This is a genomic window from Nocardia sp. NPDC047654, from assembly GCF_043205035.1.
GTDB lineage: Bacteria > Actinomycetota > Actinomycetes > Mycobacteriales > Mycobacteriaceae > Nocardia.
In genome coordinates this window covers 1,142,525-1,167,541 of record NZ_JBIDDF010000001.1, presented here as the reverse complement: position 1 = coordinate 1,167,541, position 25,017 = coordinate 1,142,525, and the positions used below count along the sequence as shown (strand labels likewise).

At 69.0% G+C, this 25,017-nt stretch carries 25 protein-coding genes; 15 read left to right on the top strand and 10 right to left on the bottom strand.

Features of this window, described 5'->3' with window-relative positions:
* Positions 1-299 precede the first annotated feature (299 nt).
* Positions 300-1,076 (bottom strand): hypothetical protein, encoded by a 777-nt coding sequence (locus ACGF7Y_RS05540; protein WP_393229550.1) that lies wholly within the window; start codon positions 1,074-1,076, stop codon positions 300-302.
* Positions 1,077-1,635: 559 nt separating this feature from the next.
* On the opposite strand from ACGF7Y_RS05540, the gene ACGF7Y_RS05535 reads away from it, so the two are divergent.
* On the top strand, positions 1,636-1,974 hold the full coding sequence (locus ACGF7Y_RS05535; protein WP_393230972.1) for an STAS domain-containing protein: 339 nt from the start codon (positions 1,636-1,638) through the stop codon (positions 1,972-1,974).
* A 50-nt stretch (positions 1,975-2,024) separates the two neighbouring features.
* Here the strand turns inward: ACGF7Y_RS05535 and ACGF7Y_RS05530 are convergent, their stop codons facing one another.
* Complete coding sequence (locus tag ACGF7Y_RS05530; RefSeq protein WP_393229547.1) at positions 2,025-3,062, bottom strand: LLM class F420-dependent oxidoreductase; 1,038 nt, start codon at positions 3,060-3,062, stop codon at positions 2,025-2,027.
* A gap of 147 nt (positions 3,063-3,209) precedes the next feature.
* Here ACGF7Y_RS05530 and ACGF7Y_RS05525 point away from each other — a divergent pair, with 147 nt between their 5' ends.
* Entirely contained in the window at positions 3,210-3,869 is a 660-nt protein-coding gene (locus ACGF7Y_RS05525; RefSeq protein WP_393229544.1) for a cyclodeaminase/cyclohydrolase family protein, read from the top strand.
* A 26-nt stretch (positions 3,870-3,895) separates the two neighbouring features.
* On the opposite strand, the gene ACGF7Y_RS05520 is transcribed toward ACGF7Y_RS05525, so the two are convergent.
* A complete protein-coding gene (locus tag ACGF7Y_RS05520; RefSeq protein WP_393229541.1) occupies positions 3,896-4,798 on the bottom strand; it encodes an NADP-dependent oxidoreductase in 903 nt (300 codons plus the stop codon).
* 66 nt (positions 4,799-4,864) lie between these two features.
* On the opposite strand from ACGF7Y_RS05520, the gene ACGF7Y_RS05515 reads away from it, so the two are divergent.
* The 4 genes from ACGF7Y_RS05515 (at position 4,865) to ACGF7Y_RS05500 (ending at position 7,852) form a co-directional block, all read left to right on the top strand.
* On the top strand, positions 4,865-5,299 hold the full coding sequence (locus ACGF7Y_RS05515; RefSeq protein ID WP_393229538.1) for a winged helix-turn-helix transcriptional regulator: 435 nt from the start codon (positions 4,865-4,867) through the stop codon (positions 5,297-5,299).
* 199 nt (positions 5,300-5,498) lie between these two features.
* Positions 5,499-6,248, top strand: coding sequence for a L,D-transpeptidase family protein (locus ACGF7Y_RS05510; protein ID WP_393229535.1), 750 nt, complete (start codon positions 5,499-5,501; stop codon positions 6,246-6,248).
* Between the two features lie 54 nt (positions 6,249-6,302).
* Complete coding sequence (locus ACGF7Y_RS05505; RefSeq protein WP_393229532.1) at positions 6,303-6,950, top strand: nucleotidyltransferase domain-containing protein; 648 nt, start codon at positions 6,303-6,305, stop codon at positions 6,948-6,950.
* Positions 6,951-7,111: 161 nt separating this feature from the next.
* The gene (locus tag ACGF7Y_RS05500) at positions 7,112-7,852 is read left to right on the top strand and encodes a hypothetical protein (protein WP_393229530.1); all 741 of its coding nucleotides are present in this window, start codon (positions 7,112-7,114) and stop codon (positions 7,850-7,852) included.
* 9 nt (positions 7,853-7,861) lie between these two features.
* Here ACGF7Y_RS05500 and ACGF7Y_RS05495 read toward each other — a convergent pair whose 3' ends face one another.
* Positions 7,862-8,725: a bifunctional 5,10-methylenetetrahydrofolate dehydrogenase/5,10-methenyltetrahydrofolate cyclohydrolase gene (locus ACGF7Y_RS05495; protein ID WP_393229528.1), complete on the bottom strand. Its 864-nt coding sequence runs from the start codon at positions 8,723-8,725 to the stop codon at positions 7,862-7,864.
* Positions 8,726-9,210: 485 nt separating this feature from the next.
* Here ACGF7Y_RS05495 and ACGF7Y_RS05490 point away from each other — a divergent pair, with 485 nt between their 5' ends.
* Both ACGF7Y_RS05490 and ACGF7Y_RS05485 read left to right on the top strand, forming a co-directional pair.
* Positions 9,211-10,080 (top strand): YdcF family protein, encoded by an 870-nt coding sequence (locus tag ACGF7Y_RS05490; protein WP_393230969.1) that lies wholly within the window; start codon positions 9,211-9,213, stop codon positions 10,078-10,080.
* 95 nt (positions 10,081-10,175) lie between these two features.
* On the top strand, positions 10,176-10,979 hold the full coding sequence (locus ACGF7Y_RS05485; RefSeq protein ID WP_393229526.1) for a putative protein N(5)-glutamine methyltransferase: 804 nt from the start codon (positions 10,176-10,178) through the stop codon (positions 10,977-10,979).
* A 148-nt stretch (positions 10,980-11,127) separates the two neighbouring features.
* Here ACGF7Y_RS05485 and ACGF7Y_RS05480 read toward each other — a convergent pair whose 3' ends face one another.
* Both ACGF7Y_RS05480 and ACGF7Y_RS05475 read right to left on the bottom strand, forming a co-directional pair.
* Entirely contained in the window at positions 11,128-11,958 is an 831-nt protein-coding gene (locus ACGF7Y_RS05480) for an SDR family NAD(P)-dependent oxidoreductase (protein ID WP_393229524.1), read from the bottom strand.
* Between the two features lie 33 nt (positions 11,959-11,991).
* Positions 11,992-13,563: a succinic semialdehyde dehydrogenase gene (locus ACGF7Y_RS05475; protein ID WP_393229522.1), complete on the bottom strand. Its 1,572-nt coding sequence runs from the start codon at positions 13,561-13,563 to the stop codon at positions 11,992-11,994.
* 149 nt (positions 13,564-13,712) lie between these two features.
* Here ACGF7Y_RS05475 and ACGF7Y_RS05470 point away from each other — a divergent pair, with 149 nt between their 5' ends.
* Positions 13,713-14,396 carry a TetR/AcrR family transcriptional regulator gene (locus ACGF7Y_RS05470; protein ID WP_393229520.1) on the top strand — a complete coding sequence of 228 codons (684 nt, stop codon included), beginning with the start codon at positions 13,713-13,715 and terminating at the stop codon, positions 14,394-14,396.
* A gap of 15 nt (positions 14,397-14,411) precedes the next feature.
* On the opposite strand, the gene ACGF7Y_RS05465 is transcribed toward ACGF7Y_RS05470, so the two are convergent.
* Genes ACGF7Y_RS05465 through ACGF7Y_RS05450 form a run of 4 tightly spaced genes read right to left on the bottom strand, consistent with a single transcriptional unit; the run spans position 14,412 to position 18,777 of the window.
* Complete coding sequence (locus ACGF7Y_RS05465) at positions 14,412-15,335, bottom strand: short-chain dehydrogenase/reductase (protein ID WP_393229517.1); 924 nt, start codon at positions 15,333-15,335, stop codon at positions 14,412-14,414.
* The gene (locus ACGF7Y_RS05460; RefSeq protein ID WP_393229514.1) at positions 15,332-16,798 is read right to left on the bottom strand and encodes a flavin-containing monooxygenase; all 1,467 of its coding nucleotides are present in this window, start codon (positions 16,796-16,798) and stop codon (positions 15,332-15,334) included. Before ACGF7Y_RS05460 ends, ACGF7Y_RS05465 begins: the two co-directional genes overlap by 4 nt.
* Positions 16,799-16,834: 36 nt before the next feature.
* The gene (locus ACGF7Y_RS05455) at positions 16,835-17,905 is read right to left on the bottom strand and encodes a PDR/VanB family oxidoreductase (protein WP_393229511.1); all 1,071 of its coding nucleotides are present in this window, start codon (positions 17,903-17,905) and stop codon (positions 16,835-16,837) included.
* Positions 17,902-18,777 carry a metal-dependent hydrolase gene (locus ACGF7Y_RS05450; protein WP_391463115.1) on the bottom strand — a complete coding sequence of 292 codons (876 nt, stop codon included), beginning with the start codon at positions 18,775-18,777 and terminating at the stop codon, positions 17,902-17,904. The genes ACGF7Y_RS05455 and ACGF7Y_RS05450 overlap by 4 nt, the downstream gene beginning before the upstream one ends.
* A 103-nt stretch (positions 18,778-18,880) precedes the next feature.
* Here ACGF7Y_RS05450 and ACGF7Y_RS05445 point away from each other — a divergent pair, with 103 nt between their 5' ends.
* The 6 genes from ACGF7Y_RS05445 to ACGF7Y_RS05420 all read left to right on the top strand — a co-directional run bounded on the left by ACGF7Y_RS05445 (position 18,881) and on the right by ACGF7Y_RS05420 (position 24,996).
* A complete protein-coding gene (locus ACGF7Y_RS05445) occupies positions 18,881-19,543 on the top strand; it encodes a TetR/AcrR family transcriptional regulator (protein ID WP_393229507.1) in 663 nt (220 codons plus the stop codon).
* A gap of 480 nt (positions 19,544-20,023) precedes the next feature.
* Positions 20,024-21,076 carry a 3-oxoacyl-ACP synthase III family protein gene (locus ACGF7Y_RS05440; protein WP_393229505.1) on the top strand — a complete coding sequence of 351 codons (1,053 nt, stop codon included), beginning with the start codon at positions 20,024-20,026 and terminating at the stop codon, positions 21,074-21,076.
* 8 nt (positions 21,077-21,084) lie between these two features.
* A complete protein-coding gene (locus ACGF7Y_RS05435) occupies positions 21,085-21,999 on the top strand; it encodes a hypothetical protein (RefSeq protein WP_393229502.1) in 915 nt (304 codons plus the stop codon).
* Entirely contained in the window at positions 21,996-23,675 is a 1,680-nt protein-coding gene (locus tag ACGF7Y_RS05430) for a fatty acid CoA ligase family protein (protein WP_393229499.1), read from the top strand. The genes ACGF7Y_RS05435 and ACGF7Y_RS05430 overlap by 4 nt, the downstream gene beginning before the upstream one ends.
* The gene (locus tag ACGF7Y_RS05425) at positions 23,672-23,953 is read left to right on the top strand and encodes a hypothetical protein (RefSeq protein WP_393229497.1); all 282 of its coding nucleotides are present in this window, start codon (positions 23,672-23,674) and stop codon (positions 23,951-23,953) included. The genes ACGF7Y_RS05430 and ACGF7Y_RS05425 overlap by 4 nt, the downstream gene beginning before the upstream one ends.
* Entirely contained in the window at positions 23,950-24,996 is a 1,047-nt protein-coding gene (locus ACGF7Y_RS05420; RefSeq protein ID WP_393229495.1) for an NAD-dependent epimerase/dehydratase family protein, read from the top strand. Before ACGF7Y_RS05425 ends, ACGF7Y_RS05420 begins: the two co-directional genes overlap by 4 nt.
* Positions 24,997-25,017: the final 21 nt, after the last annotated feature.

Sequence of the window (25,017 nt, the reverse complement as noted above, 5' to 3'; positions counted from 1 at the left end):
GTTGAAACATGATGGAGATTAATTGCTCACGATGCGGAAGACGCTTGCGGTCGAATAACGACCGCCGTCGACGCATGCATACCGGTTGCGCCGCGCCGATGAAAAGCCCGGTATCGCATCTCACCTGGGACGACTGGAAAGCGGTCGCAGGCTGGCTCGATCCGAGCGGAAGTAACCGCCCCGGGCAGATCGGATCGGAATAACGTCGCCGAGGCCCGCCGCGAATCGACTCGGATACGGCGGCGCTTGCCGAGATTCCCTCGGCAAGCGCCGTTTCTCGTCCGTTTCACAGCGTCGCGTCAAGTAGTTCTGATCGACGTTTCCTCTCGCGATTCACGAGACTGCGTTTCGAGTGCGCCTGCCCTCGTTCCCCGAATGCTACGCAGCCCCGGACTCGCGCCCGACGCCCGCAGGGCCCGTGCCACGACTGGCGGCCCTGGCCTGCGAAATGCCACGCTCCGGGTACCGACCACGGCGGGATTGAATACTTCGTGCACCAGCACGCTCTGCTGCGTCGAGAACATTATCTCGTACACGCGTGCAGCCGCGGCGGCGGGAAAAAGACCGAATGGCCCGCATGTCACGCCGGTGAGGAAGATCCGCCGCCGTTCGAAGGCGCCGAGACGTCGGAGATGGATGCCGAATGGAATACCGTCCGGCGGGATCAAGGTCGCTTCGTCCGCACCCCGATACGTGATCAGGTTTTCACTGATGATATTGCCCGCGGCATCCCGCAACCTCGTGTGCCGCACTCTGAGCGGACCGCCGACCGAGTCGCGGAAAACATCCTGGAATATTCCGAGATCCCTTGTTTCGATGGTGCGCGAGGGCAATACATCGGCCACGATATTCGATCCGGCGATCTGCTGGAGCAGAAGCGTCGTGGAGCCATCGCCATACAGCAGCATTCGCGTGACCAATGGCAAATGGATTTGCGGTGCGAGCTCAGGGTATACGCCCGATTCGGCGGTGGGCGGGAACGCTGCCGTTCCTGCTCGATGTCCGAGAACAGAAGCGGTGGAGAACGGGGAGAAGTGGCTTCCCAGCCATGCTGCGGTTCGAGTCATGCTGACCATCGGCGAGTCTTTCTCAACGGTGCGAAGTGGTCGCAAGGTTATGAGCTCTAGGTAGATTCGCCACATCGGTAGCCGCCCGGCGACCCACTCCGCAGGTCACTCCCTCCGCATACGTAGGACCGTCGGCACGAACTCGCGCCGGACCGATTCGGGCTCCACGGATCTTCCTGCATCGACGATGCCGGGCGCACGCGGCCACCCCTTGGTTACCGATGTGGCGACTACCCCTCTGCGCCGAAGCTTCTCGACGTAAGGGCGGTGTACGGGTGATGAGGGGTCACCCGTACACCGCAGCCGCCGACGACGGTGTACACCGATACAGCAACAGTCGCCCTCACCGACTGCGCCGCGGGTTCTCGCGCCCATCGACGAACTCGTACGCATCACCGAGGCGGCGATATCGGCCGCCGCGACGACCAGGCCGCAGCCGGACCAGGCCGGTCGGCGAACGAGGTAGGGTTAGCTCCATGAACACTCAAAGGTTGCGAATCTGCCGCGATTTGTGTGTTGTGATGTTGTGACCAACACTTCCGGAGACGCGTATCCCCTCGCGGACACGATGACCACCACGGTCTCGGCGCACGACGGCGCGACGGTGCTGACGGTGGCCGGCGAGGTCGATCTGGCGACAGCCCCCGCGCTGGAGAACGCGATCGATGCCATTCTCAGCGGCAAGCCCGCGGCCCTGATCATCGACCTCACCTCGGTCAGCTTCCTCGCCTCGGCGGGCATGGCGACGCTCGTGGCAGCCCACCAGCGCGCGGGCTCGACCACCTCGATCGCGGTCGTCGCGGAGGGCCCGGCGACCAGCAGGCAGCTGAAGATGACCAGCCTGGATCAGGTGTTCGCGCTGCATTCGACGCTGGACGCCGCGCTGGCGGCGCTCCGCCAGAGATGACCCCCGGCCGCTGCCGCCGTCGCACCCGTCGACGGCGGCAGCGCCTTGTCTCAGACCAGTTCGCGCAACTGTTCGATCAGCTTGACGCGCTCGGCGGCGGTGGCCGCCATCGGCACCACGTTGAGGACCGTGACGCCCGCCTCCCTGAAGGCCGCGACCCGCTCCTTGACGTAGCCGGCCGGACCGACCAGGGAGACGTCCCGGACCAGCTGGTCCGGCACGGCCTTGGTCGCGGCCTCCTTCTCCCCCGCCAGGTACAGCTCCTGGATGCGGTCGGCCTCGGCGCCGTAGCCGTATTTCGTGGCCAAGGTGTGGTAGAAGTTCTTGCCCTTGGCGCCCATGCCGCCGATGTAGAGCGCCAGATGCGGCTTCACGAACTCCAGCAGCGGGTCGACGTTGTCCCCGATGGCCAGCGCCGGGCCCGCGTAGACGTCCAAATCACCGAGGACCGGATCGCGCTTGGCGAGACCGGCGGTGAGCGAGTCCGCCCACACCTCCTTCGCCTTTTCCGGCAGGAAGAAGATCGGCTGCCACCCCTCGGCGATCTCGGCGGCCAGTTCCACGTTCTTCGGGCCGAGCGCGGCCAGCAGCACCGGAATGCGCTCGCGCACCGGGTGGTTGATCAGCTTGAGCGGCTTACCGAGGCCGGTGCCCCGGTCGGCGGGCAGCGGGATCTGATAGTACTTGCCCTGATATTCCAGGCGCTCGCGCCGCCAGACCTTCCGGCAGATCTCCACCAGTTCGCGGGTGCGACCGATCGGCGCGTCGTAGGGCACGCCGTGGAAGCCCTCGATCACCTGCGGACCCGACGCGCCCAGCCCGAGCACGTAGCGCCCGTCGGAGACGAAGTCCAGGCCCGCCGCGGTCATGGCGGTCAGGCTCGGTGTGCGCGTGTAGAGCTGCAGGATGCCGGAGGCCAGCTGCAGGGTGGTGGTCTTGGCGGCCAGGTAACCGAGCGCGCTCACCGCGTCGAACGAGTACGCCTCGGGCACGAACACGATGTCCAGGCCCGCCCGCTCGAGGTCGGCGACTTCGGCCGCCGCCTCTTTGAAGCCCCCCGAGTAGTTGATGCTCAATCCGATCCGCATAGCACTCAACATAACGGCGGGTACGTCCCGGCCGCGCACCGGCCGGGTGCGAGCCCGGCAAGGCGTGGTCACGCCCGAGGCGGCGGCGCCACGGGGTAGCGTCTACTCGTAGTCCTTCCTCGCCGTAGAACGAAAGGCAATACGCACGTGTCGCAGCCCAGCTCGTCGTCCACGGAAACTGCGCCGTCCTCCGGCGAGGTCACCCTCGCGCAGTACCTGGGCGATCTGGCCGCCAAGATTCCCGCACCGGGCGGCGGCGCGGTGGCGGCGTTGCACGCCGCGCAGGGCGCCGCGCTCGTCGCGATGGTCGCGCGCTACACCACTCGCGCCAAGGACGCCGAGAACCGGCCGGTGATCGACCGGATCATCGAAGCCGCCGACGCCGCCCGCGAGCGCGCGCTCGCGCTGGCCGCCGCCGACGCCGCCGCGTTCACGGCCGTCGGCGCCGCCTACAAGCTGGCCAAGGACACCCCGGAGGACCTCGCCGCTCGCACCGCGGCGATCAATGCCGCGCTGATCGAGGCCGCCCGCGTGCCCGCCGACGTCGTCGACGAGGCCGACGAGGTGCTGTCGCTGGCCGCGGAGCTGTTCCCGATCGGGAATCCGAACGTCGTCACCGATATCGGCGCGGCCGCCGACGCCTGCCGCGCCGCCGCGACCACCTCGCAGCTCAACATCGAGATCAACGTGGCATCGCTGCCCGCCGCCGACGGTGACCGGTTCGCCGCGGTACTGGTGCGGATCGAGGAGCTGACCGCGCGGGCGGACGCCCTGCACGCCGACGTCGTGCACGCCGTCCGCCGATAGCCGCGCGATCGCACAGGGCCGCCCGTTCAGGCGGGCGGATCCCAGGCGACCAGTACGACCTTGCCGCGTACCCGTCCGGACTCGCCGAGTTCGTGCGCCTTCGCGGCGTCCGAGAGCGGCAGCACCTGGTCGATCGTCGCACGCAGGTGACCGCGCTCGACCATCGTGGTGATCTCGCGCAGTGATACCGCGGAGGGTTCGACATAGAACCGCTCGTAACGCGGGTCTGCTTCCGCGTCCGAACCCTGGGTGTCGATCAACCTGCCGTCGGGACGCAGCACCGGAAGGGAGCGGGACCCGTACGCACCGCCGACCAGATCCAGAACGAAGTCGACGTCGCGCACCGCGGCGCCGAAATCGATCGCGGTGTAGTCGATCACCTCGTCGGCGCCGAGACCGCGCAGGTACTCGTGGTTGACCGCACGCGCGGTGCCGATCACATGCGCTCCGCGATGCCTGGCGATCTGCACCGCCAGATGCCCGACGCCTCCCGCGGCCGCGTGCACCAGCACGCGCTCCCCGGCACCGAGCGCCGCCAGCGCCTGCCAGGCGGTCAGCGCCGCCGTCGGTAGTGCCGCCGCGTGTACCAGATCGATGTTCCTCGGCGCCGCCGCCAGCGTGTGTGCCTGCGCCACCACGTATTCCGCGTTCGCTCCGCCGAACACCATTCCGTACACGGGAGCGCCGATCGCGAACCTGTCCACTCCGGCACCGAGTTCCTCGACGACACCCGCCACATCGAGTCCCAGCGTCAGCGGTGGATCGCCGAGCTTCGCGATCAGTCCGGCGCGCACCTTCCAGTCGGCTGCGTTGACGCTGGTCGCGGCGACCCGTACCAGCACCTCCCCCGGGCCGGGCCGCGGCCGATCCACCTCGACCACCTCGAGGACTTCCGGGCCACCGAACGAGTACTGCGTGATTGCGAGCATGTACCGATTCTGCGGCCACATGGTACCTTTCGGGAAGAAGGCACCTTCTTGATACTGAGGTTCCCCATGGATACCGCCAGTGACCAGCCGGAGACCGGCAGCCTGGTCGAGAGCTACCTGCATCACTGTCCCGCGCGGGAAGTGCTGGCCGTCCTCGCCGACAAATGGGTGATGCTGGTGCTGAGCGTCCTGCGCTCCCATGCCGGGCCGATCCGCTTCAACGAACTGCGCCGCCGCCTCGACGGCATCACGCAGAAGATGCTCACCCGAACCCTGCGCAACTTGGAGCGGGAGGGCCTCGTGCGCCGGGCGGTCTACCCCACGGTGCCGCCCCGGGTGGAGTATTCGCTCACCGAACTCGGTGCGAGCATCGGTGCGATCAGTCACGCCATGGGCGTCTGGGCCGTCGAGCATCAGGACCGAATCCTGGCCGCGCGAGCGGAATTCGACGCGCGAGCCGCAGTCGAACCGCAACCGCTGCCGCTCGGGCTCACGCGCTGACCGGATCGTCGGACTCCGCGCCCGCGGCACCCCGAGCGACTCGCTGCCGTTTCGAACGGGCGGCTTGGGGTACGCGATCATTGGTGGGCCTGCCCCCCGATCACAACCGGACCATGGACCGGTTCTATCCGTGGCCGAGTTGATCATGGGGTCTTAGAATGTTCCTTGCCTACCACACCAGCTCGAAGGGGTGGACGCCATGAGGAGCGCCATTCGGTACCTGTTCCTCGCGACCGTGATCGTGGCACTGGCCGCGTTCGGGTCGGGTGCGGCGGCCGCGACGATGATCGTCCGGCCGACGCCTCCGGTGGCAGCGATCGGACCCTCGAACGGCCAGGTGGTGGGCGTGGCTCATCCCGTGACCATTCGGTTCGCCGCACCTGTCACGGATCGCGCGAAGACGGAACAATCCATCGACATCAGAACGACCCGGCCGTTGCCGGGCACATTCGCGTGGACCGACGATCGCGAAGCCGTGTGGACGCCGAGCGGGTTCCTGCCCGCCGACGCCACCGTCCTCGTCTCGGTCGGTGGCGCGCGCACGGAATTCCGCACCAACGCAGGTGTTTTCGGCGAGGCGAACATGTCGGCGCATACCTTCACGGTCACCGTCGGCGGCACCGTCGTCCGCACGATGCCGGCCTCGATGGGCAAGCCGGGGTACGAAACACCGGCCGGCACCTGGCCGGTGCTGGAGAAGTTCCGATCCGTGGTGTTCGACTCCCGCACCATCGGCATCCCGCTGAGTTCGCCGGAGGGCTACGTCATCAACGGCGAGTTCGCCGAGAGGCTCACGTGGGGAGGCGTTTTCATCCACTCGGCGCCGTGGTCGGTGGACCAGCAGGGTTATGCGAACGTCAGCCACGGCTGCATCAACCTCTCCCGCGACGACGCCGAATGGGTCTATCGCACGATCGGCGTCGGCGATCCGGTCGTCACGCACTGGTGAGCGGCGCCCTCCGCCGGGTAGCGTCCAGCGACATACCCGAGGGGAGGGTCATCCTTGCGCGAGTTTCCGATCCCACCACCGCGTGACGCGAAGGAAGCCGAGTTCCAAGACCTCTGGGGCCCATGGGCTCTCGTCACGCCGCGCGATGTGGGCGAGGTCCTCGGCGACATCGACGCCCCGTGGTGGATCGCGGGCGGATGGGCGATCGACGCATGGACCGGAACGCGGCGCGAGCACAGTGATGTCGACGCGTCGATGTTCCGTGCCGATCTGCCCGCTCTGCGCACCGCGGCACGGGGCCGCTTGCACATCTGGTCTGCGGGCCCGGACGGCATTCGCCCCGTCGATGACCGCTTCCCTTCCTTGCCCGACAGCGCCGACCAGGTCTGGCTGCGGGCGAACGCACGGTCTCCGTGGCTGATCGACCTCCTGCTGAATCCCGGACAGCGGGGCGCCTGGGTCAACCGGCGCGATCGGACCATGGTCGCACCCCTCGACGAGGTGACCTGGATCGCGGACGACGGCATCCGCTACCTCAATCCCGAGTTCGTGCTGATCTTCAAAGTGAAACAGGCCCGGCCGAAAGACCGCGTCGACCTCGAACGGACCTGGCCGCAGTTGAGCGCCGCCCAGCGCACCGTGGTGCGGACCTACGTGTCCGACCACTATCCCGAACACGAATGGCTGGCTCTGCTGAAGTGACACCCGCCCACCGGCCACCTCGAGGCCGCGTGGGAGACCCGCCGGTATCCTCCGGTTGGCGGACGGCTCAATTGTGAACGCGGCAGGGCGTTCCCGCGTCGTGGCGATGCGGTTAATCTGACGGGGACCTGATGAAGGGCGGGGCGATGGATCGACCGGAGATGAGCGCGCGACCCGGCTACGACCGGGGAAATCCGTATGGCACCGGGGTGCCCGGGCAGGCGCCGGCCGGCGAGGAGTACCGCGGCGAGTGGGCCACGTGGGTGGATCGGCCGCAGGACCAGGCGCAGCCCACCGAACCCGTGCACACACAGGCGCCCGCTCCGGACGAGTACGAAGATCAATTCGCGGGACTGATCGACCGCTCTCCCGCGCCGCGTAAGACGCGACGATGGGCGGTACCACTGCTCGGCACGCTCGGCGTCGCCGCGCTCGGCTTCGCGGCCTTCCTACAGTTCGGGACCGGCTCCGATCGGCAGGCCGCGGCGCCGGTCCCGCCCGCGCAGGCCACCGCTCCGGCGGCGCCGGTCGCTCAGTGCCCCGCCGAGCGGGTCGGCAACCGGATCCAGGGCAACGGCGTGGGCGGCTTCGATTCCGGTCCCGCGGTGATCTTCGCCTTCCAGCACGCCTATTACGTGGACCGGTCCGGCGAGCAGGTCCGCGCCACCACCACCGCGGACGCCGCGGTACAGGCCGCCGACGCCATCCAGCGCGGCATCGACAGCATCCCCGCGGGCACCACCCACTGCGTGGCGATCACTCCCGGCGCGTTCGCGGGCCAGTACACCGTGGTGGTCACCGAACATCGCCCCGGGCAGCAGCCGGTCACCTACAACCCGCAGGTCGTCACCACCACCAAGGACGGCAGCCGCACGCTCATCAGCGCCATCGCCCGGGGGTGAGGCGGACCCTCACGCAGAGCCGCTCGGTCGGTCGGATTCGGCGGCGGTGACGACGTGGCGCATCAGCAGGGCCGTGGTGACCGGGCCCACGCCGCCGGGGACGGGGCTGAGCCCGGCTGCCTTGCCGCGCACCGACTCGGCGTCGACATCGCCGACGATCTTGCCGTCCGGAGCCTCGTTGGTGCCGACATCGATGACCACCGCACCCTCCCTGACGTGCTCGCCTGCGATCAGGCCGATGCGGCCCGCCGCGGCGACGACGACGTCGGCGGTGGCGGTGACGGCGGCGAGGTCGGCGGTGCGGGAATGGCACACCGTGACGGTCGCGTCTTTCGCCAGCAGCAGCTGCGCCAGCGGCTTCCCGACGACGTTCGAGCGGCCGACGACCGCGACGTGCCGGCCGGTCAGCGGGATCTCGTGGTGTTGGAGCAGTTCGACAACGGCCTCGGAGGTGGCGGGGACGAAACCGTCCAGCCCGGCCGCGAGCAGACCGAGCGACAGGGGGCTGACGCCGTCGACGTCCTTGGACGCGACGATCGCGGAACTCACGTCGTCGAGCGTGACACCCGCCGGGAGGGGCGTCTGCAGCATGATCGCGTCGGTCGCCGAATCCGCACCGCGCGCGGTGAGCTCGGCGCGGATCTCCGCAGCGCTCGCCTCGGGACCGAGATCGACCGTGTCGCAGGCTATTCCGAGTCGCTCGGCCGCCTTGCGGAGCGAGTTCACATACCAGGTGCTCGCCGGATCGTCGTTCGCCACCACCAGGGCGAGGCGCGGGGCGGCGCCGCCGTCGGTGAGCGCGGCGGCGCGGGCCTTGGTGTCGGCGTTGATGGCGGCGGCGAGTTCCTTGCCGGACAGCGAAACGGTATCCACGTTGACACAGCCTAACGGGCGCGGCCGGGCGTGTTCCTTCCCCGCCCGCGTCCGGCAGTGCAAACTCGGGGCAATCGAACGGCGAGCCTGACTTGATCAGGTCGTGCGACCACAGCGAGGCCGAACGGCGCACGCAGCCGGACGGCAGTCGCCGACCACGGCACACCGGTCGCAGGCGCGGCGGCACAGCCGCGCCGCCGACGACGCCAGTGGACAGCAGCCCCGGCATTTCCCCAGTGCGCGACTGTGATTCAAGTAGTTTCGAATGCCTTCGGATCCGAAAGAGGCCGCCGCGATCCTGCCTTGAAAACGAACCAACGCCCCGGTTTCACCCCCGGCACGCGCGCCGTGGGCGACATCGCGGGAACCCGTTCGCAAATTGCCGGTTGGACGAAGAGTTCGCCCGTATGGTATTTCGTGTTTGCCCCAGCTAACTGCTAGCACGTGCCAACCCGTTCCACAGCGGAAAGGTGACGACTGTAGTGATGATCTCGAGGCAGTGGAAACTTCTCGTCGCGGCGTCGTTCGCCGCGTTCTCGCTCACCGGTCTGGCCGGTGTCCCCGCGCACGCCGCGCCGGAGACCGACGCCCTGTACAACTCCGCCCAGCGCCACTTCACCAACGGCGACGACGCCGCGGGCCGGGCCGACCTGCGCAATCTGATCGGCGCCGACCCCGCCGACGCCGAAGCGCTCGCCCTGCAGGCGATCTGGTCCGATTACGCCGGTGACCTGCCCGCGTTCGTGGACGCCATGGCACGGCTGCACGTGGTCGATCCGGGCTTGGCACAGGGCACCGACAACGTGCTCGGCGCCGTGCGCGCGGCGGTGGGCACGCTGCCGAACCCGCTGCCCGCGCTGGCGGGGCCGCAAACCGGCATCGTCGTGCTCGGCTACGGCCTTTTGCCGGATGGTGCGTTGCGCCCCGAACTGGTGAACCGGCTCACCGCGGCGTGGTTGCAGTCCATCGCCGCTCCGCTGTCGCCGATCGTCGTCACCGGCGGGAATCCGCAGAACGGCATCACCGAGGCCGAGGCCATGCGCGACTGGCTGGTCGCCCACGGCGTAGCGCCCGCGCGCATCCACGTGGAGAGCCGCGCGGGCTCGACCGTGCAGAACGCGCTGTTCAGCACGAGGCTGCTGCGGGATGTCGGTGCGACGAGCGCGATCGTGGTCACCTCGCCGAACCACATCCGCCGTGCCGTCGCCGATTTCGTCGTCGCGGGCACCCGGGTCGTCGGCGCGACGACCTCGCTCGAACAATTGGTCTCGCAGCTGCCGCCGCCCGGCAAGCCGGGCCAGCGCGGCATCTATCTCGACGCCACGCGTACCTTCCAGCTCAGCACGGCACGCTGATCACCGGCAGATCGGGATTCGCGCCGAGCGCGCCGGTCCCGATCGCCGGGGAAATTCGTTGGCGGCGTCCCGCGTGGGCGCGGCAGGATGGCCCGGTGACGTCAGCCGGAAATTCCGATGTGGTCGCCCGGCTCCGGGCGGCGGGCTGCGTGTTCGCCGAGGACGAGGCGCGACTGCTCACGTCCGCCGCCGCGGAGACCGGCGTTGCGCTGGAATCGCTCGTCGCCCAGCGCGTCGCCGGTAGTCCGCTGGAGCACCTGCTCGGCTGGGCGGAGTTCCACGGGCTGCGGGTGGCGGTGTCTCCCGGCGTCTTCGTGCCCCGGCAGCGCACCGCGTTCCTCGTCGACCGCGCGGTCGAGCTGATCCACACCCGGACGGGTCATCCGGTGGTGGTCGATCTGTGCTGCGGCTCCGGCGCACTCGGGCTGGCGGCGGCTCGGACCGCCGCCGACGAAGGTCGTCCGGTCACGCTGGCGGCCGCCGACATCGATCCGATCGCGGTCGAGTGCGCCCGCCGGAATCTCACCCCGCTCGGCGCACCGGTCTACGAAGGGGATCTCTTCGAGCCCTTGCCCGGGGAATTGCGCGGTTGTATCGACATCCTGCTCTGCAACACCCCGTACGTGCCCTCGGAGATGATCGCGCGGATGCCGCCGGAGGCCCGCGACCACGAACCACGTACCGCCCTCGACGGCGGCCCGGACGGCTTGGACGTCTTGCGCCGGGTCGCGGCCGAGGCCGCCGATTGGCTGTCTCCGGGCGGGCATCTGCTCGTGGAGTCCAGCGAGGACCAAGCGCCGACCGCGCTCGCCGTGCTGGCGGAGAACGGCCTCGCGGGCCGGGTCGCGGCATCCGAAGAGCACTACGCGACCGTGGTCATCGGCACCCGTCCACGCTGACCACCGCGGCCACCCGTCGAGGAAGCGCCGTATCCCATTCCAGCGGTGCGGCCTGGGAGTTCACCGCGCCGCTCGGCGGCCGCGACCTCTATGCCCCGCACGCCCCGCTGTGGAGCCGCACCGGACGCCGGGACGAACGCGCCGCGCTCTACTTCTCGCGGCCGGTGAACTCGTCCATGGAGTGGTAGACGCCGACCGTGTCGAGGAACAGGTCACGCAGCTTGATCGGCAGCAGGCCGGAGATCGCCTTGTTCAGTCGCGAGGTCCACGGCAGCACGACCAGCGGGGCGCCGTTCTTCATGTCCCGCCACGAGGTGTCGACCACCTTGTCCTGGTCCAGGATCGGGGTGAACAGGAAGCCCTTGGCGCCCTCGAACATTCCGGTGTTGATGTAGGTCGGGCAGACCGTGGTGATCTTGACGTGCTCGTGGCCGGCCTGTTCCAGTTCGATGCGCACCGAGTCCGACCAGCCCAGCGCCGCCCACTTGGAGGCGGCGTACACGCTCATGCGCGGGTTGGACACCAGGCCCGCCGAGGAGGCGATGGTCAGCACCCGCGCCTCGCCGGTTCCGGCGACCATGGCGGGCAGGAACTCGAGCGTGACGTACATCGGGGCGAGCGAGTTGATCGCCATGGTCTTGTCGATGTCGGCGCGGTTGCGCGTTTCCCAGAAGTAGCTGTTGCCGCGCACGATGCCGGCGTTGTTGACCAGGATGTCGATGCCGCCGACCTGCTCGCGCACGCCGGCCGCCGCCTCGGTGATCGCCTCGGGCGAGGCCACGTCCACCACGAAGTGATGAACGGCGCTGCCGAGGCCGGTCAGCTCGGCGGCGGTGTCCTTCAGCGCGGCCTCGTTGATGTCCCACAGCACCACCGCCGCGGCGCCTTCGCGCACCGCCCGCTCGGCGAACAGCTTGCCCAGGCCCATCGCGGCCCCCGTGACCAGGACCCTCTTGCCCGCAACCGTGTCCAGTTTCATCCGTACCGCTTCCTGATCCGTGAGTCGTGCGAGTTACTTCTGCCGAAGCGCTTTCATGACGCCGAAATACAGCGTCATCGTCTTGGCCCAGAGCGCTTCGGACATGCCGGGCAGCGGAGCGATCGGCACTACCCGCTGCACCGCGATGGTCTGGGTGTCGATGTACTTGAGCAGGCCCTCCGGACCGTGCCTGCGGCCGGTGCCGGAGATGCCGAGTCCGCCGGACGGCGCGTCGGCGCTGCCCCATGCGGCGATGAAGCCCTCGTTGACGTTCACCGAGCCCGCCTCGATCCGCGCCGCCACCGCGCGACCGCGGGCGGTGTCCTTGGTCCAGACACTGGCGTTGAGGCCGTAGGCGGTGTCGTTGGCCTGCTCGACGGCTTCCTCGTCACTGCTCACGCGGTAGATCGAGACCACGGGGCCGAAGGTCTCCTCGCGGTGAACCGTCATGCCCGGCCGCACGCCTGCCAGCACGGTGGGCTCGTAGAAATACGGTCCGAGGTCCGGACGCGCGCGACCGCCCGCCAGGACGGTGGCGCCTTTGGCGACCGCGTCGTTCACGTGGGCGACGACCGTGTCGAGCTGGCGCTGGAAGGTCAGCGATCCCATGTCGCTGTCGTAGTTCAGACCGCCGCCGAGCCGGATGGCCTCGACGTGCCCGACGAATTCGGCGACGAAGCGGTCGTAGACGCTGTCGTGCACGTAGATGCGTTCCATCGACTCGCACAGCTGTCCCGCCGAGGCGAAGCAGGCCCGGATGGCGATCTTGGCGGCGCGTGAGACGTCCGCGTCGGCGAGCACCAGCAGCGGGTTCTTGCCGCCGAGTTCGAGCGAGTAGCCGATCAGGCGCTCACCGGCCTGCCGGGCGATGGTCCGTCCGGTCGCGCTGGAGCCGGTGTAGTCGACGTAGTCGGCGCGGGCGATCACCTCGCCGCCGATCACCGATCCGCGGCCGAGCACCGCCTGCCAGAGCCCGCGCGGCAATCCGGCGCGCACGGCGGCATCGATGGCCCACAGCGCGGTGAGCGCGGTCTGGTTGTCCGGACGCGCCACCACCGCGTTGCCCGCGACGAGGGCGGGCAGCGCGTCGGAGGCGGCCAGCGCCAGCGGGTAGTTCCACGGCGAGATGACCGCGACCACGCCCTTGGGCCGATGCCGCACGTCGACCTGGGTGAGCACGGGAAGCACCCCGCGCGGTTTGCGCGTGGCCAGCAGCCGGGCCGCCACCGAGGCGTAGTACCTGGCGTTCACGGCCACGTCGCCGACCTCGTCGAAGGCGTGGGCCCGCGCCTTGCCGGTCTCGGTCTGCACGATGTCGAGGATGGCGTCCTGCTCGGCCAGCACGATGTCGTGGAATCGGCGCAGCACCGCGATCCGTTCCCGCACCGGACGTCGCGCCCACTGGCGTTGGGCTTCGCGGGCGGTGGCGAACGCGGTCTCGATGTCCTCGGCGGAGGACTGCGGCAGATCGACGATCTTCGCGCCGGTCGCGGGTGCGAACACTTCGACGGCGGGCGCGCCCCCGGCGACGGCGTGCGCGAGCAGCGGCTGCACCAGTGCCGTGGACAGCGCGTCGGCGGTGGCCGGTTGGGAGGCGGTCGTCATGGTCGGCCCTCTCGAGGACGGTGGACCGCGCCGCGGACGCGCCCCATTAAATGAACAGTGGTGTTAGATTAATAACTATGTCACACCTCGTGTCAAGCTGTTCGTCGTGGCGCACAGGGATCCCGGGGGCCGCGTTGTGAGGCGGCACTATGCAGGCTGAGCCGACGGCCGCGCGGCGCGGCAGGCCGCCGCAGACTCAGGAGCAGGCCGAGGAGGTCCGCGCCCGGATCGTGCTCGCGACGGCGGAGGTGTTCACCCGCACGGGTTCCCGTGGGCTGAGCGTCGCGCAGATCATCGAGCAGGCGGGACTGGCCAGGCCGACCTTCTACCGCTACTTCGGCAACGCGAACGAACCGCTGCTCGCGGTGCTCGACAGCTCCAACGAGGGGTTGGTCGGCGGCATCCGCGCGGCGCTGGCGGGCACCGACGAGCCGGTCGAGCTGGGTATTCGGCTGATCGACGCCTACCTGGACTGGGCGCGCGGGCACGGCCCCATGCTGCGGCCGCTGTTCGCCGAGCTGCACGACCCGGGCTCGCCGGTGTCGGCGTACCGCGAGCGCGCGCTCGACGACATCCGCGATCTGGTGCGCGAGACGTTCGCCGAGCTGGGCAGGCCGGTGCCGAGCCCGCTCGACCTGGACGCGGCGCTGCACCTGTGCGAGTACGTGGTCTACCGGATCTCCGCGGGCGCCGCGCCCGGCGCCGAACCGGACGCGGACACCGTCGCGGCGGCGCGCCTGACGATGATCCGCGTGCTGCTCACAACGCTCGGTACACGCGTCGATGTGGAGTACGCGCTGACGCTGCCTGCGATTTTCCCCCCCGCGTCGTAGTCCGGCCCGCGCGCGTCAGCGCGGGACCGGGGTGACGGGATGATCGACATCGATGACGCGCTGTTCGACCCGGTGGATCAGGTCGTGCACGCGCGGGTCTCGCGCCAGCCTGCTGTCCAGCACCACATTGATCACGCCGCGGAACAACGCGTAGGGCTCCCATTGCGGCGGCGCGATGGTGCGCGCCGCGCGCCGGGCGATGCCGTCGGCGATGGATTCCGCCGCGTCGCGCACGGTGATGCGCAGGTTGAGCGGCCACGGCAGCAATGCGCCCAGGTCGGCGCCCAGCTCGTCCTCGTCCAGCGTGCCGTGCGTCATCGCGGTGTCGACGATGCCGAAGTACGCCACGCCCGCCGTCGCGCCGACCGCGGCGAGCTCGACCCGCAGCGCCCGCCCGAACTGCTCGACCGCGGCTTTGCTGACCATGTAGGGCGAACCGGCCATGCCGGGCGCGAACGCCGCGGCGGAGGAGACCACGACGACGTGCCCTTTCGCGGCGACGATGTCCTCCAGCGCGGGATGCACGGTGTTGAACACCCCGGTCACATTGATGCCGATGACCCGATCGAAGTCGCCGGGGTTCATCGTCCGGATCGTGGCGGGCTCGGGCACTACCCCCGCGTTGGCCACCACCACGTCGATCCGGCCGAACCGCTCGCGCACCCGGGAGATGGCTTCGCGCATCCCGATTCGATCGGAGACGTCCGCGCGCACGACCAGCGCGCGCTCCCCCATCGAGCGCCCGACGGCAGCGGCGGCGGCCTGATCGATGTCGATCAGCGCCACCGAAGCGCCCGAGGCGTAGAGCTTTTCGGCGAGCGCGCGGCCGATTCCGGTGCCCGCACCGGTGATCACCACCACCCGGTCGCGCACATCGAGCCGATGCTCGGCAGGTGGGGACAGCAGCTGACGCAGCAGGTCGACGACCACGATGCTCACCCGGCCTGCAACTGGTAGGACTGCGGATCGAAACGACTTGTGCGCCGCCGGTATTCGAAACTCCAGTTCGGGTACAGACCGGCGTTGCCGCCCTCGGCGGTCTGGTAGTAGCTGCGGCAACCGCCGGTCAGCCAGGCGGTGTCGCGACTGCGCTCGGTCACCTCGTCGAGGAAGGCTCGCTGCACCTCCTCGCGCACATCGATCCGCTGGATGTTCCGCGCACGCATGGTGGTCACGGCATCGACGATATAGCGCACCTGCGCCTCGATCATATAGATCGCGGACTGATTGCCCGCCGCCCCGAACGGCCCCAGCGTGCAGAAGAAGTTCGGGAAGCCCGCCATGGCCGCTCCGAGGTAGCTGCTCGGACGCTCCCGGTAGCGGTCCCCGATGCAGCGACCGTCGAGCCCGTGGATCCGATCGAAAACCGCGGGGGGAACGCCGAAACCGGTGCCCCAGATGATCGTGTCCACCGCGCGCTCCGCGCCGTCGGCGGTGACGATCGACCTGGCGCGGATCTCCCGGATGCCCTCGGTCACCACTTCGACGTTCGGCCGGGTCAGGGCCGGGTAGTAGGCGTCGGAGAAGATCGCCCGCTTACAACCGATCACGTAGTCGGGGGTGAGTTTGCGACGCAGCCGCGGATCGCGCACCTGGCGCAGCAGCTGGAGTCTGCCCAGCGCCTCGTACGGATGCCGGAACCGCTTGTCCACGAAGCCGACCAGACCGAAGCCTTCGATGCCGGTGTAGAACAGACCGCGGATCGCTTTGCCGAGCGCGGGGACCCGGCGCAGCAGCGCGCGTTCGGCGGGCAGCGTTCGGCGATCCAGTCGCGAGACGATCCACGGCGCCGAACGCTGGAACACGGTCAGCTCGCCCACCAGCGGCTGGATCTCCGGGATGAACTGCACGGCCGACGCGCCTGTGCCAATCACCGCGACGCGCTCGCCGGTGAGATCGTGTTCGTGATCCCAGTGCAGCGAGTGGAATTGCGTCCCTTCGAAGGTGTCCGCGCCCGGCACCCGCGGGATCCGCGCCTCGCTGAACGGCCCGACGGCGGAAACCAGCACCGCCGCGGTCAGGTCGCCGCGACCGGTACGCAGCCGCCACAGCGTGGCCGCGTCGTCCCAGCGCGCCTCGAGCAACTCGACGCCGAACCGCATGTGCCGCACCACGTCGTGGCGCGTCGCGACCGACCGGAGGTAGGCGAGGATCTCCCGCTGCGTGCCGTAGGTGCGCGACCAGTTCGGATTGGGCGCGAAGGAGTACGAGTACAGCTGGGAGGGCACGTCGCAGGCGCAACCGGGATAGGTGTTCGCCCGCCAGGTGCCACCCAGGTCATCCGCGCGCTCGAGCAGCGCGAAATCATCGACGCCCGCTTCGCGCAGCGCGACCGCCAGACCGATCCCGGCGATCCCGGCCCCGATCACCGCGATCGGCACGTGTTCCGGATGCGCAGCCATATCTTCCTTCCGCCGCGGGCGCGTGGCCCGCCGAACTCACAGATCCAGTTCGAGTTCGCCGCCGCGCGCCCGGGAGACGCAGGTCAGCATCGTCTCCGCGCGCTCGGATTCGAGCAGCGACCGGTCCCGGTGGTCCACCGCGCCCGCGAGCACCCGCGTCTTGCAGGTGCCGCAGAATCCCTGCTGACAGGAGTAGGCCACGCCGGGCAGCACACGACGGATCGCGCTGAGCACGGACTCGTCGGCCGCGACCTCCACGTCGAACCCGCTGCGATGCAACCTGATCCGGAACGGCTCGCCGTCGCGCACGGGTAGCGGCGAGAAGCGCTCGGTGTGCAGCGAGGCCGTCGGATCGTGCAGTGCGAGCACCACACGCGCGGCCTCGGCCAACGGCGGCGGCCCGCACACGTATACCGCGGCGCCGGGCGGCGTCTGCTCGAAGATCATCCGCGCGTCGGGCGCGCCGTACTCGTCGTCCGGCCGCACCACCACGTCGCCGCCGGTGTAGCGGGCCAGGTCGTACAGGAACGGCATGCGCGAGCGGGACCGGCCCAGGTACATCAACCGCCAGGGCACCGCCGCGCGTTCAGCCGCGGCGACCATGGGCAGGATCGGCGTGATCCCGATGCCGCCCGCGACGAACAGATAACACGGCGCCTCGACGAGTGGGAACGCGTTGCGCGGACCGCGCACGCACAACCGGTCACCGGCCCGCAGATCCCGGTGGATCTCCGCGGAACCGCCCTCGCCGTCGGCGATGCGGCGCACCGCGATGCGGTAGAACCCGCGGTCGGCGGGGTCGTTGGTGAGTGAATACTGCCGCTGCCGGCCGGACGGCAAGAAGACGTCCAGATGCGCGCCCGGCGTCCACGCGGGCAGTGGACCGCCCTCGGGGTGGCGCAGCCACAAGCTCACCACCCCGTCGGCCTCGTGCCCGATCCGGTCGACGACCACCTCGAATTCGTAGCCGGTGCGGCGGACCGGATCAGGGCGCGAAAGCAATTGCGCGGCGTCGCTTTCGACGAACAGGCGCTTGTAGGCGTCGGCCGCCGAGCCGATCAGCCGCAGCGCGGCCCCGGGCTGGAACCGCTCCCCCACGGCGGTCACGCGTTCGCCGCCCGTGCCGCGGGCGACTGCGCGAGGTAACGCAGCGCGTTGTCCATCGGGCCGAGTTGCGACGGGTGGAAGCCCGGCCGCAGGTAACGCGGAATCTCGGTGAAGAACGTCGTGAAGCTGGGCACCACGCCGCGCACCGACGCACCGGCCAGCTGGAGCGGCCAGAATCGTCCTTTGTGCTGCGACGGGTCCTTGTGGAACAGGTAGCCCCCGGAGACGACGAACAGGACGAGCAATCCCGCGCTCGCGATGAGCGCCTGCCGCGCCTTGCGCGCGTATCCGCCGTCGACGTGCATGTACGCGTCGTAGACGACGCTGCGGTGCTCGACCTCCTCGGCACCGTGCCAGCGGATCAGATCCAGCATCGCCGGGTGCATACCCTTGGCTTCGAGGGTGTCGTTGGTGAGCAGCCACTCCCCGATGACCGCGGTGTAGTGCTCCATGCCCGCGAACAACGCCAGCCGCTCGCACAGCCACTCCCGCTTGGCCCGGCCGGTCAATCCGTGGTCGCCGAGGATGCGGTCGACCAGCCAGCTCACGCGATCGACCATCGGGCCGACGTCCAGGCCGAGCCGCTCCAATTGCTCGCGCGCCTTCTCGTGCGAACTGGCATGCATGGATTCCTGGCCGATGAAGCCGCGGACTTCCTCGCGTAACCGCTCGTCGTCGATCAGGGGTAACGCCTCGGCCAGCGCCTGCGCCATCGCGCGCTCACCCTCGGGGAGCACCAGGTGCATCACGTTGATGATGTGGGTGGCCATCGCCTCGCCGGGGATGTAATGCATCGGCACCGTGGCGAAGTCGAATTCCACCGCCCGCGCGTTGATGGCGTGTGTCTGGTCGGCGTATACGGCAGAACCCATCTCGCACCCCTCGTCATCGATCGGTGTCTTCGCAATGTATTGGTGACATCAGGTGCTGTCAACATCACATGATGTCAATTCGGCCCTATGAGAGGATGACGCTATGGACCAAGCCGACGGGTCGATTCCGGGCATGCGCCGCTGGCGCGGGCAATCGCCCGCCGATCGCGTCGCCGCGCGCCGGGAACAGCTGGTCGAGGCGTGCACGGAGCTGATGGCGACCGTGGGCGCGGCCGAGACATCGATGCGCGGCGTGTGCAGGCAGGCCGGACTCACCGAGCGCTACTTCTACGAGAGCTTCCCGAACCTGGACGCGTTGCTGACCACCGTGCTGGACACCGTCGTCCTCGGCGCGCGCGACCGGCTGCTCGACGAGCTGCCCAACGCGCCCATCGAACGCGACGCGATGTTCCGCCACATGGTCGGCGTCTTCACCGATTATCTGCTGGCCGACCGCCGCCGCGGCCGGATCATGTTCATCGAATCGCAGGCCACCCCCGTGCTCATGCCGCGCGCCAACGAACTCATCGGCTTGTTCACCGCGCCGATCGCGCTGACCATCAGCGCGGGCGACTACAGCCAGCCGGTGCCCGACGAGCACGACTACGCGCTCAACGCCAGCGCCATCTTCGGCGCACTCGCCTACCTCTACCGGCCCTGGCTCGACGGCGAAATCCCCGTCTCCCGTGAACGTTTCGACGCGCACGCCGCCGACGTCATCGAGCGGATCGCCACCGCGCGCTCCGCATTGAGCACCGAAGCCTGATCCCGGCTCGCGCCGGTCCCCGAGCCGCCCGACTTCCCTTCCGCCACAACTTGTTCGGCGCGAAGTCAAATCGAGCGACAGGCGATCCGCACCGAATGCGCGACGCACAGTGAAGTCACTCACATCCGGCGAGGGATACCCCGTGCCGACGACTCACGAACCGCCACCATCCGGCAATAGCCGTTCGATAGCCATTCCGAAAGCGGCACCGTCGCGCGCGTCGCGCCACGCGCGCGGTGTCGAACGCGAAATGCGGTGACGAACCGAAGCAGCAGGTCGGATGGCAATACTGGCAAGCCATAGCCAGTCGGTCACCGGTTGGTGATACCTCACGAAACATGTACTCCTGGTCGTGATTTCCGTCTCAGACGGCGGCGGGAAATGGCTGTGGTCATTCGTTGTTACTGTCGGGTAGTGTTCATCGCACCGACGATCAGAGTCGATCCGGAACCGTATATCTCGACGATTTCAGGAGCGCTCGTGTCTCCCCATTCTCGCTTCGAATCCATCGGCGCCTATCTGCCTTCCCGAGTTGTCACCACCACGGAATTGCTTTCCGGCCTGGAAGAACCGCCTTCGTTCGATCTGGAGAAAATCACCGGCGTACGCGAACGCCGGGTACGCGATACCCGGCCGGAAAGTCACGAGGACTCGTTCACGCTGGCCGTCAAGGCGGTAGAGGACTGTTTATCCAGGTCAAAGTACGCTCCGGAGGAGATCGACGTAGTCATCTCCGCCTCGATCACCCGAAGCAAGCACGCGACCCGGGTATACATGGAGCCGTCGTTCGCGGGTTCGATAAGTCGCCTTATCGGAGCCAAGAACGCCATTACGTTCGACATAACGAATGCCTGCGCCGGAATGCTCACCGGCACCTACATCCTGGACCGTATGATTCGGTCCGGCGCCGTTGGAAACGGCCTGGTGGTCAGCGGCGAGGCAATTACTCCGATCGCCGAGACCGCGGTCGCGGAGATTTCCCAGAAATACGATCCACAATTCGCTTCGCTGTCCGTCGGCGATTCCGGCTGTGCGATCGTGCTGGACCAGGCGGTCGACGAAAACGACATGATCCACTACATCGAGATGATGACCGCGGCGGAATACGCGCAGCTGTGTCTGGGCATGCCGAGCGGCAAGACGCAGGGCATCGCGATGTACACCGACAACCGCCGGATGCACAACGAGGACCGCTTCCTGCTCGGTACCAATACCCAGCGGAAATTCCTCGAGGCGCAGGGCAAGACCTTCGCCGACGAGAAGTTCGACTACGTGATCCACCACCAGTTCGGCGCCGCGGCCATCCCGTGGATGAACGCGATCGCCGAGCGCGAGTTCGGCAGCCCGATGCCGCCGGATCTGCGAGTCATCGAGAAGTACGGGAACACCTCCACCACTTCGCATTTCATCGTGCTGCACGATCAGCTCGGCGAGCAGAACATCCCCCCGGGATCGAAGTTGCTGCTGGTGCCCGCGGCCTCCGGCATCGTCACCGGGTTCCTGTCCACCACCATCTCGTCGCTGAAGGTCTGAGGTAGGTCATGAGCGTACGCATCAAGTCCACCGGCGTCAGCCGGGGCGGCGATACCAACAGCATCGTCGAGCACAGTGCCCGCGCGGCGAAGCGGAGCCTCGAGCGTGCCGGGATCCTTCCCGAACAGGTCGGGCTGCTGATCAACGCGGGCATCTTCCGGGATTCCAACACCGTCGAACCGGCGGTGTCGGCGCTGATCCAGAAGGCCGCGGGCATCGGGCTCGAATACGCCAAGGACGACCCGCGCACCTTCTCGTTCGACCTGATGAACGGGGCGGTCAGCGTGCTCAACGCGGTCCAGGTGGCCACCTCCGTCCTGGAGACCGGCAGTGCCGAGCACGTGCTGATCGTCTCGGGGGACACCCACCCGTCGCTGCTGCGCTCGGTCGGCGACGAACGGTTCCCGTACGCCACCTGCGGCGCGGCGCTACTGCTCGAGCGCACCGACGAGCCGACCGGCTTCGGCCGGGTGCACACCGTCGCCGGGGAAGGCACGCCCGCCGTTGAGGCCTACGTCGACGTCTCGACCATGGGCAACACGGGGCGCGGCGCCATGACCGTGGAACGGGAGCCCGGCTTCGAGGACCGCCTGCTCGAGGTGGCCGTCGACGCCGCGCGGCAAGCGCTCGCCGAACTCGGGCACGCCTCGCTCGAGCGGATCGCGTTGATCGCGTCGACGCCGAGCCCGGAGTTCCCGAAGAGGCTGGCCGCCGCCCTCGGCATCGATCAGCGCGCGGTGCGCACTCCGGACCTGCGCGACGGCGATCCGCACACCGCGGCACTCACCGCGGCCTACGACCTGGCGGTCGCGGACGACGCCCTCGCCGAGCACCGCCAGGTGCTGTTCGTCGCGGCGGGGGCCGGTCCTTCGGCGGCGGCGGTGCTCTACCGGTTGCCCGTCTTCGCCGGGGCGCCCGCGTGACGACGGGAACCTACTGGCAGGCCATCGATCGGTTCCGTGCGGTCGTCCGCACCGACCCCACCCGGGTGGCCGTGCGCTACGCGGACGGGGTCGGCCCCGATGGCCTGCCGGCCTACCGGCACCTGACCTATCGCGAACTGGACGCGTGGTCGGACACCATCGCCCAGCGGCTCGCGGCGTCGGGTGTCGGCACCGGGACACGCACCATCGTGCTGGTGCTGCCGAGCCCGGAGCTGTACGCGATCATGTTCGGGCTGCTCAAGATCGGCGCGGTGGCCGTGGTGATCGACCCGGGGATGGGCGTGCGAAAGATGTTGCGCTGCTTGTGCGCCGTGGACGCCGGGGCGTTCATCGGTATCCCGCGGGCGCACGCGCTGCGCGTGCTGTTCCGGCGCGGCTTCCGTGACGTCCACACCGCCGTCACCGTCGGCAGGCGGTGGTTCTGGCGCGGCGAGTCGCTGCGGGACTGGGGCCGCACGCCCACCGGCTCGGTCACCGCGAGCCGACCGGCCACCGAGGACGACCTGCTGTTCATCGCGTTCACCACCGGCAGCACCGGACCGGCCAAGGCCGTGCAGCTCACGCACGGCAACCTGGCCGCGATGGTGGAGCAGGTGCACGTGGCGCGCGGGGAGGTGGCGCCGGAGGCATCGCTGATCACTCTCCCGCTGGTCGGTGTGCTGGATCTGCTACTGGGTTCGCGCTGCGTATTGCCGCCACTGATTCCGAGCAAGGTCGGCGCGACCGATCCCGCACATGTCGTCGACGCGATCCAGAAGTTCGGCGTGCGGACCATGTTCGCCTCCCCGGCGGTGCTGATCCCGCTGCTGGAGCACCTGCGGAGCCGACCGGCCGAGCTGAACACACTCGACAGCATCTATTCCGGCGGCGCGCCGGTGCCGGACTGGTGCATCGCCGGACTGCGCGCGGTGCTCGGCGAGGAGGCGAAGGTCGTCGCCGGATACGGGTCCACCGAGGCACTGCCGATGTCCACCATCGAGTCCAGGGAACTGCTGGACGGGTTGGTCGAACGGGCGCACCGCGGGGCGGGAACCTGCCTCGGCAGGCCCTCCCACCAGCTGCAGGCGCGCATCGTCGCCATCACCGACGACGCCATCCCGACGTGGAGCCGGGCCGAAGAGCTCGCGGGCGGGCTCCAGGACACCGGCGGGATCGGTGAACTCGTGGTCGCCGGGCCGAATGTCAGCGCCAGGTATTACTGGCCGGAACAGGCGAACGCGCTGGGCAAGATCGTCGACGGCGACCGGATCTGGCACCGTACCGGCGATCTCGCGTGGATCGACGATCGAGGGCGGATCTGGTTCTGCGGACGCAAGAGTCAGCGGGTGGTCACGGCGCACGGTCCGATGTTCACCGTCCAGGTCGAACAAGTCTTCAACACCGTGGCGGGCGTGGCCCGCACGGCGCTGGTCGGGGTCGGGGCGCGCGGAGCGCAGCGACCGGTGCTCTGCGTGGAACCGAAGCCGGGCGCGGACGCGCAGGTCGTCGAGGCCGCACTGCGGGTCCACGGGGCGCGGTTCGACCTCACCAGGACCATCGACGACTTCCTGATTCACCCGTCGTTCCCGGTGGACATCCGGCACAACGCGAAGATCGGGCGCGAACAGCTCACGATCTGGGCGGCCGAGCGGCTCGGAACGGACAACCGACGATGAAAACGACGGCATTGCGGGCGGTTCCCGTCCTGGGGTGGCTGTATCTGGCCTGCGGCGCCCTCGCCGCCGCGACCGGCCGCGTCCCCGACAGCCGGATCCTGCGCGCCGCCTGGTGGATCGACGCGTTCCTGAGCGTCGTCGTGCACGCGGCGCAGATCCCGGTGGCCCTGCGCGCCGCCGAGGGTACCGGACGCGGCCGGTTCGAGACGGCGGTCCTGACACAGATCTTCGGCTTGACCTGGTGGCGAACCCAGCCCGGCAAGGAGGAACGGCAATGAGCAAAGTTCTGGTGACCGGTGCGTCCGGATTCCTGGGCGGCGCGTTGGTACGCAGGCTGGTGCGCGACGGCGAGCATCACGTGTCGATCCTGGTGCGGCGCACCAGCGATCTGACCGACCTCGGCGCCGACGTCGACAAGATCCAGCTGGTCTACGGCGACCTGACCGATTTCGCCTCGCTCGAACGAGCGACCCGTGGGGTCGACATCGTGTTCCACAGCGCTGCCCGGGTGGACGAGCGCGGTACCCGGCAGCAGTTCTGGAACGAGAACGTCCGCGCCACCGAGCGATTGCTCGAAGCGGCCCGGCGCGGCGGGGCGGCGCGGTTCGTGTTCATCTCGAGCCCGAGCGCTCTGATGGACTACCACGGCGGCGACCAGATCGACGTCGACGAATCGGTGCCCTATCCCCGGCGCTACCTGAACCTGTACTCGGAGACCAAAGCCGCGGCCGAGCGGGCGGTGCTGGCCGCCGACACCGAAGGGTTCCGCACCTGTGCGCTGCGCCCCCGCGCGATCTGGGGAGCCGGCGACCGGTCCGGTCCCATCGTGCGGCTGCTCGGCCGGGCCGGTGCGGGAACGCTGCCGGACCTGTCCTTCGGCCGCACCGTCTACGCCTCGCTGTGTCACGTCGACAACATCGTCGACGCCTGTGTGAAGGCGGCCGCGTCGGACGCGGTCGGCGGCAAGGCGTATTTCGTCGCCGACGCCGAGCGGACCGACGTGTGGGGATTCCTCGGCGAGGTCGCCGTTCGGCTGGGGTACCAGCCGCCGACCAGGAAACCCCATCCGAGGGTGATCGCAGCGGCGGTGCGCGTCATCGAGACGATCTGGCGCGTCCCGGCCGTCGCGACGCGCTGGTCGCCGCCGCTCTCGCGCTACGCCGTCGCCCTGATGACCCGCAGCGCCACCTACGACACCACCGCCGCCGCACGCGATTTCGGCTACCGGCCGGTGGTGGACCGCGACAGCGGACTGGCCGCATTCCTCGCCTGGCTGCCCGCCCAGGGCGGAGCGGTCGAACTCACCCGCAATCTGCGCTGAGCACCACCTCGGTACCGGAGA

Bases quoted from the DNA above. Each gene is read 5' to 3' on its own strand.
- ACGF7Y_RS05530 (WP_393229547.1), bottom strand. From the start codon at position 3,062: ATGCGGATCGGATTGAGCATCAACTACTCGGGGGGCTTCAAAGAGGCG.
- ACGF7Y_RS05445 (WP_393229507.1), top strand. From the start codon at position 18,881: ATGGACCAAGCCGACGGGTCGATTCCGGGCATGCGCCGCTGGCGCGGG.
- ACGF7Y_RS05425 (WP_393229497.1), top strand. From the start codon at position 23,672: ATGAAAACGACGGCATTGCGGGCGGTTCCCGTCCTGGGGTGGCTGTAT.
- ACGF7Y_RS05435 (WP_393229502.1), top strand. From the start codon at position 21,085: ATGAGCGTACGCATCAAGTCCACCGGCGTCAGCCGGGGCGGCGATACC.
- ACGF7Y_RS05540 (WP_393229550.1), bottom strand. From the start codon at position 1,076: ATGGTCAGCATGACTCGAACCGCAGCATGGCTGGGAAGCCACTTCTCC.
- ACGF7Y_RS05510 (WP_393229535.1), top strand. From the start codon at position 5,499: ATGAGGAGCGCCATTCGGTACCTGTTCCTCGCGACCGTGATCGTGGCA.
- ACGF7Y_RS05515 (WP_393229538.1), top strand. From the start codon at position 4,865: ATGGATACCGCCAGTGACCAGCCGGAGACCGGCAGCCTGGTCGAGAGC.
- ACGF7Y_RS05500 (WP_393229530.1), top strand. From the start codon at position 7,112: ATGAGCGCGCGACCCGGCTACGACCGGGGAAATCCGTATGGCACCGGG.
- ACGF7Y_RS05470 (WP_393229520.1), top strand. From the start codon at position 13,713: ATGCAGGCTGAGCCGACGGCCGCGCGGCGCGGCAGGCCGCCGCAGACT.
- ACGF7Y_RS05490 (WP_393230969.1), top strand. From the start codon at position 9,211: ATGATCTCGAGGCAGTGGAAACTTCTCGTCGCGGCGTCGTTCGCCGCG.
- ACGF7Y_RS05420 (WP_393229495.1), top strand. From the start codon at position 23,950: ATGAGCAAAGTTCTGGTGACCGGTGCGTCCGGATTCCTGGGCGGCGCG.
- ACGF7Y_RS05535 (WP_393230972.1), top strand. From the start codon at position 1,636: ATGACCACCACGGTCTCGGCGCACGACGGCGCGACGGTGCTGACGGTG.
- ACGF7Y_RS05480 (WP_393229524.1), bottom strand. From the start codon at position 11,958: ATGAAACTGGACACGGTTGCGGGCAAGAGGGTCCTGGTCACGGGGGCC.
- ACGF7Y_RS05460 (WP_393229514.1), bottom strand. From the start codon at position 16,798: ATGGCTGCGCATCCGGAACACGTGCCGATCGCGGTGATCGGGGCCGGG.
- ACGF7Y_RS05475 (WP_393229522.1), bottom strand. From the start codon at position 13,563: ATGACGACCGCCTCCCAACCGGCCACCGCCGACGCGCTGTCCACGGCA.
- ACGF7Y_RS05520 (WP_393229541.1), bottom strand. From the start codon at position 4,798: ATGCTCGCAATCACGCAGTACTCGTTCGGTGGCCCGGAAGTCCTCGAG.
- ACGF7Y_RS05450 (WP_391463115.1), bottom strand. From the start codon at position 18,777: ATGGGTTCTGCCGTATACGCCGACCAGACACACGCCATCAACGCGCGG.